This window comes from Pseudomonas sp. SBT1-2 (assembly GCF_028640875.1).
GTDB classification, from domain to species: domain Bacteria; phylum Pseudomonadota; class Gammaproteobacteria; order Pseudomonadales; family Pseudomonadaceae; genus Aquipseudomonas; species Aquipseudomonas chlororaphis_I.
Genome location: NZ_JAQZAA010000120.1, coordinates 25,869 through 43,274, shown reverse-complemented (window position 1 = coordinate 43,274; position 17,406 = coordinate 25,869). Strand labels below are relative to the sequence as shown.

At 64.0% G+C, this 17,406-nt stretch carries 13 protein-coding genes and 2 pseudogenes; 10 read left to right on the top strand and 5 right to left on the bottom strand.

The window, feature by feature from the left end; genetic code table 11:
• Positions 1–536: 536 nt before the first annotated feature.
• The gene (locus PVZ78_RS31430) at positions 537–1,211 is read right to left on the bottom strand and encodes a heavy metal response regulator transcription factor (protein WP_009050855.1); all 675 of its coding nucleotides are present in this window, start codon (positions 1,209–1,211) and stop codon (positions 537–539) included.
• Between the two features lie 402 nt (positions 1,212–1,613).
• Here PVZ78_RS31430 and PVZ78_RS31425 point away from each other — a divergent pair, with 402 nt between their 5' ends.
• The 4 genes from PVZ78_RS31425 to PVZ78_RS31410 all read left to right on the top strand — a co-directional run bounded on the left by PVZ78_RS31425 (position 1,614) and on the right by PVZ78_RS31410 (position 8,392).
• Complete coding sequence (locus PVZ78_RS31425) at positions 1,614–2,879, top strand: TolC family protein (RefSeq protein ID WP_036985439.1); 1,266 nt, start codon at positions 1,614–1,616, stop codon at positions 2,877–2,879.
• A gap of 205 nt (positions 2,880–3,084) precedes the next feature.
• Positions 3,085–4,317, top strand: coding sequence for an efflux RND transporter periplasmic adaptor subunit (locus PVZ78_RS31420; RefSeq protein WP_273829793.1), 1,233 nt, complete (start codon positions 3,085–3,087; stop codon positions 4,315–4,317).
• A gap of 41 nt (positions 4,318–4,358) precedes the next feature.
• Complete coding sequence (locus tag PVZ78_RS31415) at positions 4,359–7,523, top strand: efflux RND transporter permease subunit (protein ID WP_028684169.1); 3,165 nt, start codon at positions 4,359–4,361, stop codon at positions 7,521–7,523.
• Positions 7,524–7,933: 410 nt separating this feature from the next.
• On the top strand, positions 7,934–8,392 hold the full coding sequence (locus tag PVZ78_RS31410) for an REP-associated tyrosine transposase (protein ID WP_273829792.1): 459 nt from the start codon (positions 7,934–7,936) through the stop codon (positions 8,390–8,392).
• Positions 8,393–9,031: 639 nt separating this feature from the next.
• On the opposite strand, the gene PVZ78_RS31405 is transcribed toward PVZ78_RS31410, so the two are convergent.
• A complete protein-coding gene (locus tag PVZ78_RS31405) occupies positions 9,032–10,360 on the bottom strand; it encodes an OprD family porin (protein WP_016703633.1) in 1,329 nt (442 codons plus the stop codon).
• Positions 10,361–10,693: 333 nt separating this feature from the next.
• Between PVZ78_RS31405 and PVZ78_RS31400 the strand changes: the two genes are divergently transcribed.
• Positions 10,694–11,026, top strand: coding sequence for a DUF2790 domain-containing protein (locus PVZ78_RS31400; protein WP_273829791.1), 333 nt, complete (start codon positions 10,694–10,696; stop codon positions 11,024–11,026).
• Here the strand turns inward: PVZ78_RS31400 and PVZ78_RS31395 are convergent.
• Complete coding sequence (locus PVZ78_RS31395) at positions 11,023–11,532, bottom strand: RidA family protein (protein WP_016703631.1); 510 nt, start codon at positions 11,530–11,532, stop codon at positions 11,023–11,025. The genes PVZ78_RS31400 and PVZ78_RS31395 overlap by 4 nt on opposite strands.
• Positions 11,533–11,698: 166 nt before the next feature.
• Between PVZ78_RS31395 and PVZ78_RS31925 the strand changes: the two are divergent.
• The 4 genes and pseudogenes from PVZ78_RS31925 to PVZ78_RS31910 form a co-directional block, all read left to right on the top strand.
• Positions 11,699–12,523, top strand: a pseudogene (locus PVZ78_RS31925) (PAS domain-containing protein); the annotation flags it as partial.
• A gap of 108 nt (positions 12,524–12,631) precedes the next feature.
• Positions 12,632–13,063: a methyl-accepting chemotaxis protein gene (locus PVZ78_RS31920; protein ID WP_232788636.1), complete on the top strand. Its 432-nt coding sequence runs from the start codon at positions 12,632–12,634 to the stop codon at positions 13,061–13,063.
• Between the two features lie 240 nt (positions 13,064–13,303).
• Positions 13,304–14,077: pseudogene (locus PVZ78_RS31915) on the top strand (PAS domain-containing protein); the annotation flags it as partial.
• Positions 14,060–14,620 (top strand): methyl-accepting chemotaxis protein, encoded by a 561-nt coding sequence (locus tag PVZ78_RS31910; protein WP_258258180.1) that lies wholly within the window; start codon positions 14,060–14,062, stop codon positions 14,618–14,620. The pseudogene PVZ78_RS31915 and the gene PVZ78_RS31910, both read left to right, overlap by 18 nt.
• A 51-nt stretch (positions 14,621–14,671) precedes the next feature.
• On the opposite strand, the gene PVZ78_RS31380 is transcribed toward PVZ78_RS31910, so the two are convergent.
• Together PVZ78_RS31380 and PVZ78_RS31375 are read right to left on the bottom strand one after the other, a co-directional pair.
• Entirely contained in the window at positions 14,672–15,589 is a 918-nt protein-coding gene (locus tag PVZ78_RS31380) for a LysR family transcriptional regulator (protein WP_273829790.1), read from the bottom strand.
• A 214-nt stretch (positions 15,590–15,803) separates the two neighbouring features.
• Positions 15,804–16,577 (bottom strand): SDR family oxidoreductase, encoded by a 774-nt coding sequence (locus PVZ78_RS31375; RefSeq protein ID WP_273829789.1) that lies wholly within the window; start codon positions 16,575–16,577, stop codon positions 15,804–15,806.
• 167 nt (positions 16,578–16,744) lie between these two features.
• On the opposite strand from PVZ78_RS31375, the gene PVZ78_RS31370 reads away from it, so the two are divergent.
• A complete protein-coding gene (locus PVZ78_RS31370; RefSeq protein WP_038635135.1) occupies positions 16,745–17,359 on the top strand; it encodes a flavin reductase family protein in 615 nt (204 codons plus the stop codon).
• The last annotated feature ends 47 nt before the right edge of the window (positions 17,360–17,406 follow it).

Genomic DNA, 17,406 nt, shown 5'->3' with positions numbered 1-17,406 from the left:
AGCGGGCGCCGCTCTTGGGCGCGCCGGAGGTCCTGCGACCAGCGTGGCCCGGACCATCGCAGCCTGCGGCAGCGGCTACACCGATCGTGTGCACCGAACTATCGGGTTACCCCCCTGTAGCCGCTGCCGAGCCTGCGAGGCTGCGATCGACCGCGAAGCGGGCGCCGCTCTTGGGCGCGCCGGAGGTCCTGCGACCAGCGTGGCCCGGACCATCGCAGCCTGCGGCAGCGGCTACACCGATCGTGTCGAACTATTGGGTTACCCCCCTGTAGCCGCTGCCGAGCACCGCGAGGCTGCGATCGACCGCGCAGCGGGCGCCGCTCTTGGGGGCGCCGAAGGTCCTGCGACCATCGCAGCCTGCGGCAGCGGCTACACCGATCGCGTGCACCGAACTATCGGGTCGTTCCCCTGTAGCCGCTGCCGAGCCCCGCGAGGCTGCGATCGACCGCGTAGCGGGCGCCGCTCTTGGGGGCGCCGAAGGTCCTGCGACCAGCGTGGCCCGGACCATCGCAGCCTGCGGCAGCGACTACAGCGCTTCAGTCGCGCTCTTCGAGCACGTAGCCGACGCCGCGCAGGGTGTGGATCAGTTTGCTTTCGAACGGGTCGTCGATCTTGGCCCGCAGGCGGCGGATCGAGACTTCCACCACATTGGTGTCGCAGTCGAAGTTCATGTCCCACACGAACGAGATGATCTGGGTCCGCGACAGCACCACGCCGCTCTGGCGCATCAGCAGGTGCAGCAGGGCGAACTCCTTGGTGGTCAGGTCGATGCGCTGCTTGCCGCGAAACGCCCGGTGGCGGCCCTGATCCAGTTCCAGGTCGGCCACCCGCAACACATCGGGCGTCGGCGACTGCTCGCTGCGCCGCAACAGGCTGCGCACCCGCGCCAGCAACTCGGGGAACTCGAACGGCTTGACCAGGTAATCGTCGGCGCCCAGGTCCAGGCCCTTGATCCGGTCCACCAGGCGCCCCTGGGCGGTGAGCATCATGATCCGCGTATTGCTGTTCTGGCGAATGCGCTGCAGCACCCCCCAACCGTCCAGCTCCGGCAGATTGACGTCGAGAATCACCAGGTCGTAGGCGTGCTGGCGGGTCAGGTGCAGGCCGTCGGCGCCGTTGCTGGCGCAATCGACGACGTAGCCGCTTTCGCTCAATCCCTGATGCAAGTAGTCGGCGGTTTTCGGTTCATCCTCGATCACCAGAATGCGCATGCTGAATTAGCCTCGGTGTTTAATGCAGTGGGGAAGTTCAATAACTTCGTTGGAAGTAACGGGCTGGATGATTCAACTTTCAAAGTTCTTGATTTAAAACTTTCGAAGTGTCGTGCGGGGAGAAGTTGTTTCTCTATATTTCAAGTTGTGGGTTTATTGCACTTGCCCTCGGGTCGATGGCCCGGATGTTAATACACAAGCCCGTGCCAGAGCGTTTGCTAACGGATTTGTAATCTTTGCGCCACCCTGTCGATAAGTACCGACGGCTACATTTGGCCGGCACTAAATACTCACCTGTTAGTTGTTTTATGGGTGGAGTGTGGATGCGTCGTGCCGGTTCAACTTCCTCGCGCCGCCCAGCCTCCGCCGCCACTCTGTACCGGTAAGGGGCCAGAAAGCGTTATGCCAACCACTATTAAAAAACTTGCCTGGATAGTCGGGGCATTGTCTGGCGTTCTGTTGTTGGCCAGTGCCTCGCTGCCGGAAGCCGCGGCGGCCGAGAGCCGGGTGCTGAGCCTCGACAACGCCCTGGCAAGTGCCTTTGCCAACAATCCCGAACTGGCGGCCGCGCGCTGGGAAATCGACATCGCCCAGGGTGGCCGGCAGCAGGCGGGATTGATCCCCAATCCGGTGTTGTCCTGGGACGCTGAGGACACCCGCCGCAGTTCGCGCACCACCACCGTCAAGCTCAGCCAGACCCTGGAACTGGGCGGCAAGCGTGGCGCGCGCATCGATGTCGCCAGCCGTGCCCAGGACGCCGCGGCGCTGGAGCTGGAGCGCCAGCGCAACCAGCTGCGCGCCGATGTGATCGCGGCCTTCTACGGTGCCTTGCGGGCTCAGGAACGCAGCGATCTGGCCGGGCGCTCCCTGGCCCTGGCCGAGCGCGGGCTGACGGTGGCCAAGGGGCGGGTGAGTGCCGGCAAGGCCTCGCCCGTGGAGGCCACCCGCGCCCAGGTTCAGCTCTCGGAAGTACGCCTGGAGCTGAGTCGCGCCGAGATGGATCGGACTAACGCCTATCGGCAGTTGGCGACCGTGACCGGCGCTGCCACCACCGACTTCAGCGCCGTCGCGGAGCCGGCCAGCGGGCTGCCCTCGCTGCCGCCTTCGGCGCAATTGCTGGCGCGCCTGCAACAGACCACCGAACTGCGCCTGGCCGAAATGCAGGTGGTGCAGCGCGAAGCATCCCTGGGGCTGGAAAAGGCCCAGCGCATTCCCGACCTCGATATCAGCGTGGGCAGCCAGTACGACGCCAGCGTGCGTGAGCGGGTCAACCTGGTCGGGGTGTCGATGCCGATTCCGCTGTTCAACCGCAACCAGGGCAATGTGCTGTCGGCCGCGCGCCGTGCCGATCAGGCCCGGGATTTGCGCAACGCCGCGGAGCTGCGCCTGCGCAGCGAAACCAAGTTGGCGCTCGATCAGTGGAGCACCGCCAGCAACGAAGTGCAGTCGTTCAACCAGGTGATCCTGCCGGCCGCGCAAAACGCGGTGGATACCGCGACCCGCGGCTTCGAGATGGGCAAGTTCAACTTTATCGAGGTGCTCGACGCCCAGCGCACGCTGATCAGCGCCCGCACCCAGTACATCGCCGCGGTGGCCCAGTCCACCGACGCCTGGGTGCGCATCGAGCGCATCTACGGCGATCTCGCCGGCCCCGATCGCACGCTGTGAGAACCGCGTTGTTCGTCCTGCTGTGCCTGGGCGCACTGCTGGTCACCGATTGCAGCGGGCCAGTGCCGGGCCGGGTCGAGGAGGGCTCGTCCCACTGGTGCCTGCATGAGCTGCATCGGGCGCTCGGCGATTTCTTTTTTCCACAGACCTCATGACGCGCCGGTTTACCGGATGGCGTGTCGGGTCGATTTTTTCAGGAGCATTCATGGACAAGAAACGAAGCACAGCCCTGGCATTGGCCGTGGCGGTCGCGCTCGGCGTGGCCGGGTTGATGTGGCAGGACCTGTTCCAGGGGGCACCGGTGGCCACGCAGGCGAAACCCGCGGCCAAGGCGGACACGCACCAGGACGGCGAGGCGCATCAGGAAGGTGAGGAAGGGCAATCGGAAGGCGAGGGGCATGCCGAGGAAGAGGGCAAGGTCGAGCTCAGCGCCGAGCAGATCAAGGCCGCCGACATTCAGCTGGCCGAGGCCGCCCCGCGCAATCTCAGCAGCTTGCTGACGCTGCCGGGGGAGATCCGCTTCGACGAAGACCGCACCTCGCACATCGTGCCGCGCGCGGCCGGGGTGGTGGAGTCGGTGGCGGTCAATCTCGGCCAGACGGTGAAGAAGGGCGAGCTGCTGGCGGTGATCGCCAGCCAGCAGATCTCCGACCAGCGCAGCGAGCTGGCCGCGGCCGAGCGCCGGGTCGAGCTGGCGCGCACCACCTTCCAGCGCGAGCGCCAGTTGTGGGTCGACCAGATCTCCGCCGAGCAGGATTACCTGCTGGCGCGCCAGACCCTGCAGGAAGCCGAAATCGCCCTGAACAACGCCCGGCAAAAGATGAATGCCCTGAGTGGCAGCGCGGTGCTGGCGGGCGGCAACCGTTATGAGATGCGCGCGCCGTTCGACGGCGTGGTGGTGGAAAAACACCTGAGCGTCGGCGAGGTGGTCGGTGAGACCAGCGCCGCCTTCACCCTGTCCGACCTGTCCCGGGTCTGGGTCACCTTCGGCGTGTTTCCCAAGGACCTGAACAAGGTCCGGGTGGGCAAGCCGGTCCGGGTGCAATCCACCGAGCTGGGCACCCAGGTGCAGGGCACGGTGGCCTATGTCGGCAGCCTGCTGGGCGAGCAGACCCGGACCGCCACGGTGCGGGTCACGGTGCCCAACCCGGACGATGTCTGGCGACCGGGGCTGTTCGTCTCGGTGCAGGTGGCGACCGACACCTACCAGGCCGGTGTCACCGTGCCGCAAGAGGCGATCCAGACCGTGGAGGACAAGCCTTCGGTATTCGTGCGCGTCGCCGACGGCTTCCAGGCCACGCCCGTGGTGCTGGGCGGCAGCGAAGGCGGCTTCGTCGAGATCCGCGAAGGTTTGCCGGCCGGGGCCCAGGTGGCGACCTCCGGTAGCTTCATCCTCAAGTCCGAACTGGGCAAAGGCTCGGCCGAGCACGGCCATTGATCCGCCTCATTCGCGAGTGCTTCCCAGGAGAGTGATTTCCCATGTTTGAACGCATCATTCAATTCGCCATCGAGCAGCGCATCATCGTGCTGCTGGCGGTGCTGCTGATGGCCGCGGTGGGCGTCGGCAGCTACCAGAAACTGCCGATCGACGCGGTGCCGGACATCACCAACGTGCAGGTCCAGGTCAACGCCAGCATGCCCGGCTACTCGCCGCTGGAGACCGAGCAGCGCATCACCTATCCGGTGGAGGTGGCCATGGCCGGCCTGCCGGGCCTGGAGCAGACCCGCTCGACCTCGCGCTCGGGCCTGTCCCAGGTGACGGTGATCTTCAAGGAAGGCACCGACCTGTACTTCGCCCGGCAACTGGTCAACGAGCGCCTGCAAGTGGCCCGCGAACAGCTGCCCGAAGGCGTGGAGGCGAGCATGGGGCCGATCTCCACCGGCCTCGGCGAGATCTTCTTCTGGACGGTGGAAGCCGAGCCGGGCGCGCTCAAGGAAGACGGCACGGCCTACACCCCGACCGACCTGCGGGTGATCCAGGACTGGGTCATCGCCCCGCAATTGCGCAACGTGCCGGGGGTGGCCGAGATCAACACCATCGGCGGCTTCGCCAAGCTCTATCAGATCGCCCCGGACCCCAGGCGCCTGGCGGCCTACAACCTGACCCTGGGCGACCTGATGACCGCCCTGGAGCGCAACAACGCCAACGTCGGTGCCGGCTATATCGAGCGCAACGGCCAGCAGTTGCTGATCCGCGCGCCGGGGCAGGTCAAGTCCATCGAGGACATCGCCAACATCGTGATCAACACCGTGGACGGCACGCCGATCCGCATCAGCAACGTGGCCACCGTGGACATCGGCCGTGAACTGCGCACCGGCGCGGCCACCGAGAACGGTCGCGAAGTGGTGCTCGGCACGGTGTTCATGCTGGTGGGGGAAAACAGCCGCACGGTGTCCCGGGTGGTGGCGGAAAAACTCGCCGAGATCAATCGCTCGCTGCCCAAGGGCGTGACCGCAGTCACCGTGTACGACCGCACCAACCTGGTGGACAAGGCCGTGGCCACGGTGAAGAAAAACCTCATCGAAGGCGCGCTGCTGGTCATCGCCATTCTGTTTTTGTTCCTGGGCAATATCCGCGCCGCGCTGATCACCGCCATGGTGATTCCGCTGGCCATGCTGTTCACCTTCACCGGCATGTTCACCAACAAGGTCAGCGCCAACCTGATGAGCCTCGGCGCGCTGGACTTCGGGATCATCGTCGACGGCGCAGTGGTCATCGTCGAGAACGCCATCCGCCGCCTGGCCCATGCCCAGCAGCACCACGGGCGCATGCTCACCCGTTCCGAACGCCTGCACGAAGTCTTCGCCGCGGCCAAGGAAGCGCGACGGGCGCTGATCTACGGGCAACTGATCATCATGGTGGTGTACCTGCCGATCTTTGCCCTGTCCGGGGTGGCCGGGAAGATGTTCCATCCGATGGCCTTCACCGTGGTGATCGCTCTGCTGGGGGCGATGATCCTCTCGGTGACTTTCGTGCCCGCGGCGATCGCGCTGTTCGTCACCGGCAAGGTCAAGGAAGAGGAAAACTTCGTCATGCGCGGTGCCCGCCGTGGCTACGAGCCGGTGCTGCGCTGGGTGATGAGCCATCGTTCCCTGGCCTTTGCCCTGGCCTTCCTCAGTGTGCTGGTTTCGGGCCTGGTGGCCAGTCGCATGGGCAGCGAGTTCATCCCCAGCCTCAGCGAAGGCGACTTCGCCCAGCAGGCGATGCGCGTGCCCGACGCCAGCCTCACTCAGTCGGTGGAAATGCAGAAGACCCTGGAGAAAACCCTGCTGGCGCAGATCCCGGAAATCGAGCGGGTGTTCGCCCGCACCGGTACTGCCGAGATCGCCTCGGACGTGATGCCGCCGAACATCTCCGATGCCTACCTGATGCTCAAGCCCAAGGAGCAATGGCCAGACCCGGGCAAGTCGCGCGAGGCGATCATTGCCGACATCGAACGGGTCAGCAACAGCCTGCCGGGTAACGTCTACGAGCTGTCGCAACCGATCCAGCTGCGCTTCAACGAACTGATTTCCGGGGTGCGCAGCGATGTCGCGGTGAAGGTCTTCGGCGATGACATGGAGGTGCTGAACAAGACCGCCGAAGAGATTTCGCAGACCTTGCAGAAGATCGACGGCGCCGCCGAAGTGAAGGTGCAGCAGACCACCGGCCTGCCGGTGCTGACGGTGAATGTCGACCGCGACAAGGCGGCGCGTTTCGGCCTCAACGTCGGCGATGTGCAGGACGCCGTGGCGATTGCCGTGGGCGGGCGCAAGGCGGGCATCCTGTACGAGGGCGACCGGCGCTTCGATATGCTGGTGCGCATGTCCGATGCCCAGCGCACCGATATCGACGGGCTGTCGCGACTGCTGATTCCGGTGGCGGCGGCCGCGGGCAGTGTCAACGGACAGCTGGGTTTCATCGCCCTCTCGGAGGTGGCCAGCGTCGACCTGGTGCTCGGCCCGGCGCAGGTCAGCCGCGAGAACGGCAAGCGCCTGGTGATCGTCAGCGCCAACGTGCGTGGGCGCGACATGGGCACCTTCGTCGAAGAGGCGACCCGGGCCATCGGCGACCAGGTGCAGATCCCGACCGGCTACTGGATCACCTGGGGCGGCCAGTTCGAACAGTTGCAGGAAGCCTCCAAGCGCCTGGAAATCGTGGTGCCGGTGGCGTTGCTGCTGGTGTTCGGCCTGTTGTTCATGATGTTCAACAACCTCAAGGACGGGCTGCTGGTGTTCACCGGGATTCCCTTCGCCCTGACCGGCGGGATCATGGCCCTGTGGCTGCGCGACATCCCGCTGTCGATCTCGGCGGGGGTGGGCTTCATCGCGCTGTCGGGGGTGGCGGTGCTCAACGGCCTGGTGATGATTGCCTTTATCCGCAACCTGCGCGAAGAAGGGCGAATGCTCGCGGCGGCGGTCAACGAAGGCGCGCTGACCCGTCTGCGCCCGGTGCTGATGACGGCCCTGGTGGCGTCGCTGGGGTTCATCCCCATGGCCCTGGCCACCGGCACCGGCGCCGAAGTGCAACGGCCGCTGGCCACCGTGGTCATCGGCGGCATCATCTCCTCCACTGCCCTGACCCTGCTGGTGCTGCCGGCGTTGTACCACTGGGCGCACCGCAAGGAGGAAGAACAGGAGCTGCAAGACCTGCTGAACGACTGACCCGCGATAGGCCTCACCCAACCCCGCCTGCGTCATGCGCAGGCGGGGTTTTGTTTATGTGGCCCCCGTAGCCGCTGCCGAGCACCGCGAGGCTGCGATCGACCGCGAAGCGGGCGCTGCTCTTGGGCGCGCAGGAGGTCCTGCGGACCTATCGCAGCCTGCGGCAGCGGCTACACCGATCGCGTGCACCGAACTATCGGGTTACCCCCTGTAGCCGCTGCCGAGCACCGCGAGGCTGCGATCGACCGCGAAGCGGGCGCTGCTCTTGGGCGCGCAGGAGGTCCTTCGGACCTATCGCAGCCTTCGGCAGCGGCTACAGGGGGCTGGAAACATCTGCTGAAAGAGTGCTCCCGCAAGCAAAAGCATGAGCGGCTAGGTTGAGGTAAATGACCTGTATGGAGAGCCAAGGAATGCTTGTCCACTCCAATGGCTACCGTCTACTCAAAGGACGGGTATCGGAAGCTGGCCGTATCTACTCGATAACCGTTGTGACTCACCAACGGCGACCCTTGTTTCGCGACTTTTGTGTTGGCCGCCTGGTGGTTGATCAGCTCAAGCAAGTCCACGAAGCCGATCACGTGCGCTCATTAGCCTGGGTTGTCATGCCCGACCATATTCACTGGCTATTCGAACTGCGAGACAGATCCCTGGGAGAGGTGATGTGCCGTTTCAAATCCAGAAGCAGCCTGCAGATCAATCAACATCTCAGGAGTCAGGGTCACCTTTGGCAAAAGGGTTATCACGATCGCACTCTGCGCAAGGACGAAGACCTGAAGGCCATCGCCCGCTACATCATTCTCAATCCGGTGCGAGCGGGTCTTGTTCAACGTCCCGGCGTCTATCCCCTCTGGGACGCGATCTGGCTTTGATGTAACCGTTGCGTTGGGCCATTGGGGTTCTTCCCCTGTAGCCGCTGCCGAGCACTGCGAGGCTGCGATCGACTGCGAAGCAGGCGCTGCTCTTGAGCTCGCAGGAGGTCCTGCGACCATCGCAGCCTTCGGCAGAGGCTACAGGGGGAGGGGGAAACGCTGGCAAAAAAAAGCGCCCCATGCGGGACGCTAAAAATTCATCTCTTTCCAAAGGAGCATTCGAAAAAACGCTTCAGAGATGAATGTGCTCGGGGTGGGCCGGCGTCAGCGGGAGGCTGTGCATGCCTGGGACCCAGGGGTTCTGTGGGGGGCGGTGTTGGTTGCGTCGTTGTGGTTCTTTTCGCCGTTGTACTGTTGCTGGCCGAGCCAGAATTGTTCCAGGGCATGCCTGGCGCGTTCGCTGCCGTTGTCGCTGGGGAGCGCGCTGGGCTGGCCAGGCGGAGTCAGGTGGGCAGGCTTCAAGACATGATCTCCCGCAAGTGGCTGGCCGCTAGCGAAGCGCTGTCGGCTCGGGCATGGGGCAAGTATACGAAGGCCAACCTGACGAGAAGGTGAGGGCGATATTACAGTTCTGAAAGATGGGCGTCTGTGAAGAAGTTTTAACGTCGGGCGGGCCTCGCACCCGCCCGGCGCAAAGGTTTAAAGAATGGCCAGCGGATACTCGACGATCAGGCGGAATTCCTCCAGGTCGGACTCGAAGCTGCTGGAGCGTACGGTGGCCTGGCGGATGCGCAGCGACAGGTCCTTGAGGGTGCCGCCCTGCACCACGTACTTGGCTTCGATATCGCGTTCCCAGCGACGCTGGTCGGTCAGCGGATTGCCGTCCGCGTCGCGGCGCATGTAGACCGCGTTGGCATTGCTGTAGTCGGCGTCGCTGCCTTTGCCGTAGCGGGTCATGAACGACAGGCCGGGAATGCCCAGGGGCTGCATGTCGAGGTCGTAGCGGACCATCCACGAACGCTCCTTCGGCGAGTTGAAGTCGCTGTACTGGATCGAGTTGTCGAGGAAGATCGAGTCCGACTGGCGCAGGTAATCGAAGTCGTCGTCGCCGTTGTTGCGCTGATGCGACAGCGACAGGGTGTGGGCGCCGTAGGTAGCGCCGACCTTGGCGCTCCAGATGTTGTTATTGAACTCGCCGAGCAGCTTCTTGCCCTCGTCCACCGCCTTGTAATAGTTGAACCCGGCAAACAGCGAAAGCTCGTCGGAGATCGGCCAGGTGGCCGCGGTGCCGAAGTAGTACTGGTCCCAGGCATCCTTCAGGCGGCTGCTGTAGAGGCTGACGCTGAGGTGCTTGTTCAGGCTGTAGTCGCCGCCGAAGTAGGCGACCCAGGGCGAGTCGACCTTGCCGGCATAGAAAGTGGCGAAACCGTCGCGCAGGCTGCTGCTGTCGGGCTGGCTCATGCTGTGCAGCCGTCCGCCCTGGACACTCAGGCCGTCGATGCTGGTGTTCTCGAAGGTAGCCCCGCGAAAGCTCTCCGGCAGCAGGCGCGAATCACCGTAGTGCACCACCGGGGTTTTCGGGAAGACGTCGCCGACCTTGATCACCGTATCGAGCAGGCGCATTTTCGCCGCGCCGCCGACCTTGCTGTAGTTGTCGGCCGGGTGGTTGTCGCTGTCCACCGGCAGCATGTTGAAGGATCCGCGTCCGCCGCTGCGGCCGGTGCCGGAGTCGAGCTTGAGGCCATACATGGCAAAGGCATCGAGGCCGAAACCGACGCTGCCCTGGGTGAAGCCGGATTCGAACTTGCCGATCAGCCCCTGGGCCCAGGCTTCGGAATAACCGTTGCCGGTGGGGCTGGACTGGCCCTTGCGATCGTCGCGATTGAAGTAGTAGTTGCGGGCCAGCACGTTGAGGCTGCTGCCTTCGATAAAACCTTCGGGCTGGTCGTCTGCCGCGTTCACGGCCAATGGGCCGAGCCCCAGTACCGCGGAAAACACGGACAGGGACCAGCGGGTTTGAATGCGCATGTTGTTTGCTCCTGGATATGGGCAGCTATCAGCTGTTATGTCGCCTGGGGCGTTCTTGTTAGTTGTACTCACGAACCGTCTGGTTAACGGCTGGAGTCAACATCGATAGTTGCAAACAACAGATAACGCGGAGGTGACCCGCTTATTACAATTCTGCAAGGATAAAAGTTGTAAGTTGTTCTTTGTTTTGGCTGGAAGCCTTGTTTTATATGGGGTTTGCTCAAGGGTAAGAAGTGGCCTGGGTTTTATTACATATAAGTAATGTACGCGTGATCTTCCTGACAGGGTCGTCTGGTTATCCTCGTTGCAACTAACCAAAACGAGGAAGCAGTCATGAAGTTATTTAAATTGAGTATCGCCGCGCTGGTACTTTTCATTTCGTCCCTGGCCATGGCCGAGGGCGGCGGCGACCGCACCTTCGACCGCGCCATGCAGGCGAACGAGAAGGCCATGGCGGCCTACGCGGCGAAGCAGGGCAAGGAGGCGCCGGTGGTGGAAAACTATCGCTACGGCATGCCCCTGGACATCCAGAAGGTGGTCAACGTGACGCCGCCGGCCAAGGCCTGCAATCCGGTGCCGTCACGCATGACCTATGAGGATTCGGCCGGACAGCTCAAGACCGTTGAGTATCAGGTGATGGGCCAGTGCCGCACCAATGGTAGTTAATCCTCAACGTCCTCATGGGGCGCGGGAAGCGGTTCGAGGGCGACGATCATGTCGATTTCCACCGCGGCATTCTTCGGCAGCTGATAAACCCCGAGGGACGTGCGGGTGTGCACCCCGGCCTCGGCAAAGATCGAATAGAGCACTTCGGAGGCCGCGTCGGCGACTTCACTCTGCTGGGTGAAGTCGGCGGCGCTTTGCACATAGACGTTGAGCCGCAGGACTTTTTTCACCCGCTGCAGATCACCCAGCAACTGAGCGAGGATCGCCAGGGCGCGCATGGTGCAAATACGTGCGGCATATCGGCCGTCCTCCAGCGACACATCGCCACCGACCCTCCCGGTCACCCTTACGCTGTTGTCGATGCGCGGGATCTGCCCGCTGACGTATACCTCGTCGCCGTTCTGCACCGCGGGCACGTAGTTGCCGCCGATGCGCATTTCACCGTCGAAAGCGTGTCCCAGACGGGCCGCCACCTGGTCGAACAGGGCCTTGCGTGAAGCCTCCATGGATTGCACTCCGTCGATTGCCGTTGATTTTCCAGAGCACGACTATAGCCCCTCTTCCGAACCTTTGAGCATGGGTTAAAGCCCAGCAGGGCCGGGGCCTGAGGCGTTTCAAAGTTTTTTGGTCGGATATGTCTTATAGGGTCTTCAGAAAAATACCCGAGCGCCGATGGCTAGAGACAATGCTGCCCACTATTACTGCCCATCGGTGCATCCCATGTTCAACAAAAGCTTGAAGCAAGAGCTGTCGGCTCTACGCGAAGAACTCTCGAGCCTCCAGCAAGTGAAGGACAGCCTCGACAGCGAGATGCTGGTGCTTATTCTCGATCCCGATGGACGCATTCTGTCGGCCAACGACAACTTCAACCAGGAAATGCTTTACAGGGGCAGCGAACTGGTCGGCCGCCACATCGAGGACATCGTGCCGGCCCACGTCAAGGCCGATGAGTTCCACCACCGTTTCAAGGCGACGCTGACCCGTGGCGAACACTTTGCTGGCGCAGTGCGCCTGCTGCGCGGCAACGGCCAGGAAGCCTGGCTGCGCTCGATCTCCCAGCCGGTCCGCGATTCCCAGGGGCGGATCAAGCATTTTTCGATTTACTCCAGCGACCTGACCCGCACCATCGAAGCGTCGCGCGAGCACGAGAACCTGATCGGCGCGCTGGTCCGTTCCACGGCGGTGATCGAGTTCGACCTCAACGGCAACGTGCTGACGGCCAACGAGCGTTTCCTCAACGCCATGGGCTACAACCTGGCGCAAATCCAGGGCAAGCATCACCGCACCTTCTGCGAACCCGAGGAATACAACAGCGCCGAGTACCAGGCGTTCTGGAAGCGCCTGAACGCCGGCGAGTTCGTCGCCGGGCGGTTCAAGCGCATCGACAGCTACGGTCGCGTGGTCTGGCTCGAGGCCTCCTACAACCCGGTGGTCGATGCCAACAACCGGCTCTACAAGGTGGTGAAGTTCGCCACCGTGATCACCGACCAGGTGAACCAGGAGCAGGCCGTCGCCGAGGCGGCGAACATCGCCTACAGCACCTCGCTGCAAACCGACAACAGCGCCCAGCGCGGCACCACCGTGGTGACCGAGGCGGTGAACGTGATGCGCGACCTGGCCAAGCACATGCAGCAGGCCGGCGAAGGCATCGAGGCGCTGAACGAGCAGTCGCTGGTGATCGGCAGCATCGTCAAGACCATCAGCGGCATCGCCGAGCAGACCAACCTGCTGGCGCTCAACGCGGCCATCGAAGCGGCACGCGCCGGTGAACAGGGGCGCGGCTTTGCCGTGGTGGCCGACGAGGTCCGGCAACTGGCCTCGCGCACCAGCAAGGCCACCGACGAAATCGTCGGCGTGGTGCGCCAGAACCAGGACATGGCGCGCGAGGCCGTGGCCCTGATGACCGATGGCAAGGCCCAGGCCGAGCAGGGCCTGGCCCTGGCCGCCGAAGCCGGCACGGTGATCGTCGAGATCCAGGACGGCGCGCAGAAGGTGGTGAATGCCGTCGGCCAGTTCGCCAGCCAGCTGTCGAACTGAGTCTTGTCCCTGATCCGGCGTCAGGCCTGTTCCAGGCCGTGACGTTGGGGGGCAAGTGGCCGCCAGGTCGGTGGCCACGATCTGCCCCGATGCCTGTGCGCTTTGCGCCGGTGTGCCGTTAGGAAGTTTCCTGTCTCTATGGGAGACAAATCCTAAAGAGCCTTGAGCGCGTCAAGAATACTTCCCCAACGCCGATGGTGAGGCTCCAGCAGTCTCCAATCACGGGCTATCGGTGTATCCATGTTCAATAAACGTTTGAATCAGAAGCTCCTCGCGTTGGGCGAAGAGTTTCGTGCACTTGAGCAGGTCAAGGAAGGTTTCGAGCGCACCCTGCTCAGCATCGAACTCGATGCGCAGCGCCGGGTCCTGGTGGTGAACCGCAACTTCACCCAGTGCATGCAGTATTCCTCCGAGGCGCTGCTGGGCTCGCCCATCGACAAGCTGTTGCCGGACGATGCCCGGCCCGAAGAAGCACACAGGCGTTTCATGACCGCGCTCGCTTGCAGCGAGCCTTTCGACGACACCCTGCGCCTGCGTCGCGGCGACGGCCATGACGCCTGGCTGAGGGTGATCCTGCAGCCGATCTTCAACACCGAGCGGCAACTCAGGTCCTTTTCCCTGATCGCCAATGACCTGACCGAGACCGTGGAAACCACCTGCGAGCACGGCAACCTGATCGCGGCGCTGCTGCGTTCGACCGCGGTGATCGAGTTTGACCTCAAGGGCCGGGTACTGACCGCCAACGAGCGGTTCCTCAGCTGCATGGGCTACAGCCTCGAACAGATCCTGGGCCAGAACCACAGCCTGTTCTGCGAGTCGCAGGAGTACAACAGTCCGGGTTATCAGACATTCTGGGCGCGGCTGAACGCCGGCGAATACGTCGCCGACCGCTTCAAACGCATCGACAGCCACGGCCGCGTGGTCTGGCTCGATGCCTCGTACAACCCGGTGGTCGATGCCAACGGCAAGCTCTACAAAGTGGTGAAATTCGCCACGGTGATCACCGAGCAGGTCAAGCAGGAGCAGTCCGTCGCCGAGGCCGCGGAAATCGCCTACACCATCTCGCAGCAGACCGACAGCAGCGCCCAGCGCGGTTCCTCGGTGGTGACCGAGGCCGTGGAGGTGATGCGCGACCTGGCCACGCACATGCAGCAGGCCAGTGACGGCATCGAGGCGCTGAACGAGCAGTCGCGGGTGATCGGCAGCATCGTCAAGACCATCAGCGACATTGCCGAGCAGACCAACCTGCTGGCGCTCAACGCGGCCATCGAAGCGGCCCGCGCCGGTGACCAGGGGCGCGGCTTCGCGGTGGTGGCCGACGAGGTCCGGCAACTGGCCTCGCGGACCAGCAAGGCCACCGACGAAATCGTCGGCGTGGTCCGGCGCAACCAGGACATGGCCCGCAACGCAGTGGTGCTGATGGCCGACGGCAAGACCCAGGCCGAGCAGGGCCTGGCCCTGGCCGCCGAAGCCGGTACGGTGATCGTCGAGATCCAGGACGGCGCGCAGAAAGTGGTGAGCGCCGTCGGCCAGTTCGCCAACCAATTGTCCAGCTGATGTCCAGGCTGCCTCGGCCGGCGTGGGCGTCATGACCGGGCGGGGCGGTTGTCAGCCCTGCCGGTCGTTTTCGAGGTGGGGGGCGACCAGGGTTTCGAACCATTCGATAAAGGCGTTCAGCCGGCGCGAGCGATGGTTGCGATTGGGGTAGAGCGCGGAGATCGCCATGGACGCGGGGCGAAAACCGGGCAGGACTTCCACCAGCTCGCCGCTGTCGAGCAGGTACTGCACGTCGAAGCGCGGGATCTGGATCAGCCCCAGCCCGGCCCGGCAGCAGGCGATGTAGTTTTCGGCGTTGTTGACGATCACCCGGCTGGGCAGGTTCAGTTCCAGCTCGTGCCCGTCGGCCAGGTATTCCCAGGGCTGTTCGCGGCCCGTGCTGGGGGAGCCGTAGCCGACCATCCAGTGACCATCGGCCAGGTCGCCCGGGGTTCGCGGCTGGCCGTGCTCCGCCAGGTAGGCGGGGCTGGCGCAATTGATCAGGGCCAGGTGGCCCAGGCGCCGGACGATCAGGCTGCTGTCGCGCAGGGTGCCGACGCGGATCGCGCAATCCACCCCCTCCTGCACCAGGTCGATGGAACGGTCGGTGGAGCCCAGCGCCAGTTTCAGGCTGGGGTAGCTGGCGAAAAGCTCGGGCAGGGCGGGGGCGATCAGGCGCCGGGCGATCCGGCTGGGTACGTCGACATTGAGGCGGCCATAAACGTCCAGCTGACGGGTGTGAAACAGCTGCTCGAGTTCCACCGCATCGCTCAGCAACAGGCGCGCGCGCTCCAGCAGGACCGCGCCGTCGGCGGTCAGTTGCACCTGGCGCGTGGTGCGGTGCAACAGGCGCGTGGCGAGGGTGGTTTCCAGTTGCTGCACCGCTGCCGAGACGGTGGCGCGGGGCAGTTCCAGGGCATGCGCGGCCTTGATGAAACTGCCCATGTCGGCGACCTGGATGAACACACGGTATTGCTCGAGCTTATCCATGGATGGGGCGGGGTCCGAAGCGTGCGGTGCGTGTTTTTCGTAGGAGCGAGGCTTGCCCGCGATAGCGTTGTATCAGACAGACCTTGATCGCGGGCAAGCCTCGCTCCTACGGAATCATCTCGCACCTGATGGCGATCTTTTCCAGACGCCAATCTACCTCGCCCCTTGGCGGATTACTCGGGTCGATGACAACCGTCGATCAGAAGGCCGGGCCTCACTTGGTGGTGTAGCCGCCGTTGATCAGCAGGGTCTGGCCGGTGATCCACCAGCCGTCGGTGACCAGATGACGGATGAAGGGCACCACGTCCCCGATGTCGGTCAGGCCGGTCTTGCTGAAGCCGGACAGCGCCGCGGCGGTCTTGTGGTAAGCCACGGCGTCCGCGCCTTCGGCCGGGTAGAAGAACGGTGTGTCCATCGGTCCCGGGCCCACGGCGGTCACCGAGATACCGCGGGTGCCGAACTCCTTGGAGGCGGCGCGGGTGAAGTGTTCCACCGGGGCCTTGGCCCCGCCGTAGGCGGCATAGAACGGCGTGTAGGCGCCGAGCAGCGAGGTCACCAGCGTCACCAGCTTGCCGTGGTCCTCCAGCTGTTTGCCGGCTTCCTTGATAAAGAAGAACGCGCTCTTGGCGTTGACCGCGAACATGTCGTCGTACTCGGCCTCGCTGATCTCGACTATGGGTTTTTTCAGGACCTTGCCCACGGTGTTGATGGCGATGTCGATCTTGCCGAAACGGGCCTTGGCGTCGCTGAAGAGTCGCTCCACGGCCGCAGCGGTGGTCAGGTCGGCCTGCCAGGCATGGGCGTCGACGCCCAGGTTCTTGATCGCCGCCACGGTCTGCTCGGCGTCGGCCTTGCTGGCGCTGCTGTTGTAATGCACGGCGATGGCCTGCACGCCGTGGGCGGCCAGGTCCCGGGCGATCAGGCCGCCCAGGTTCTTCGCGCCACCGGCGATCAATGCGACCTTGTTTTTCAGAGAGTGGTCTGCCATGGGAAAGCTCCTTCAGCCTGTGAGGTGAAGGCCCAGTCTAAGCAGCCGCGAGTCAGGGATAAGCCCGGTCAATCTGGATGGATTGTCCAGGAAAAATGCCCAATCCCGGCTGCTGCCCAGCACCGGGATGTCGCTACAATCGACTCTTTTTCCCCGGAGCCTTACCCATGAGCGCATCCCATCGTCGCCCGGTTTCCCTGGCCAAGGCCTATCGCCTGCTCAACCACGGGCCGACCGTGCTGGTCAGCGCCACCCATGGCGGCCAGCGCAACATCATGGCCGCGGCCTGGGCCATGCCGCTGGATTTCGATCCGCCGAAAGTCGCGGTGGTGCTCGACAAGTCCACCTGGACCCGCCAGTTGCTGGAGGCCGCCGGCACCTTTGTGCTCAACGTGCCGTGCGCCGCCCAGGTCGATATCGTGCAGACCGTGGGTTCCACCTCGGGCCTGGAGCTGACCCGCGACCAGGGCCGCGACAAGTTCACGCTGTATGGCCTGCCGACCTTCGCCGGCGAGCAGGTCGACGCGCCATTGCTCGATGGCTGCGTGGCCTGGCTCGAATGCCGGCTGCTGCCGGAGCCGGACAACCATGAACGCTACGACCTGTTCCTCGCCGAAGTCATCGCCGCCCAGGCCGATGACCGGGTGTTCAGCGAGGGCCGCTGGCATTTCACCGGGCACGATGCCTTGCGCACCTTGCACCATGTGGCGGGCGGGCATTTCCTGACGATTGGCGACTCGCTGGACGGCAAGACCCTGCCATCCCCTCAAGGAATGTCGTAACCCTGTAGCCGCTGCCGAGCGAAGCGAGGCTGCGATAGGTCCGCAGG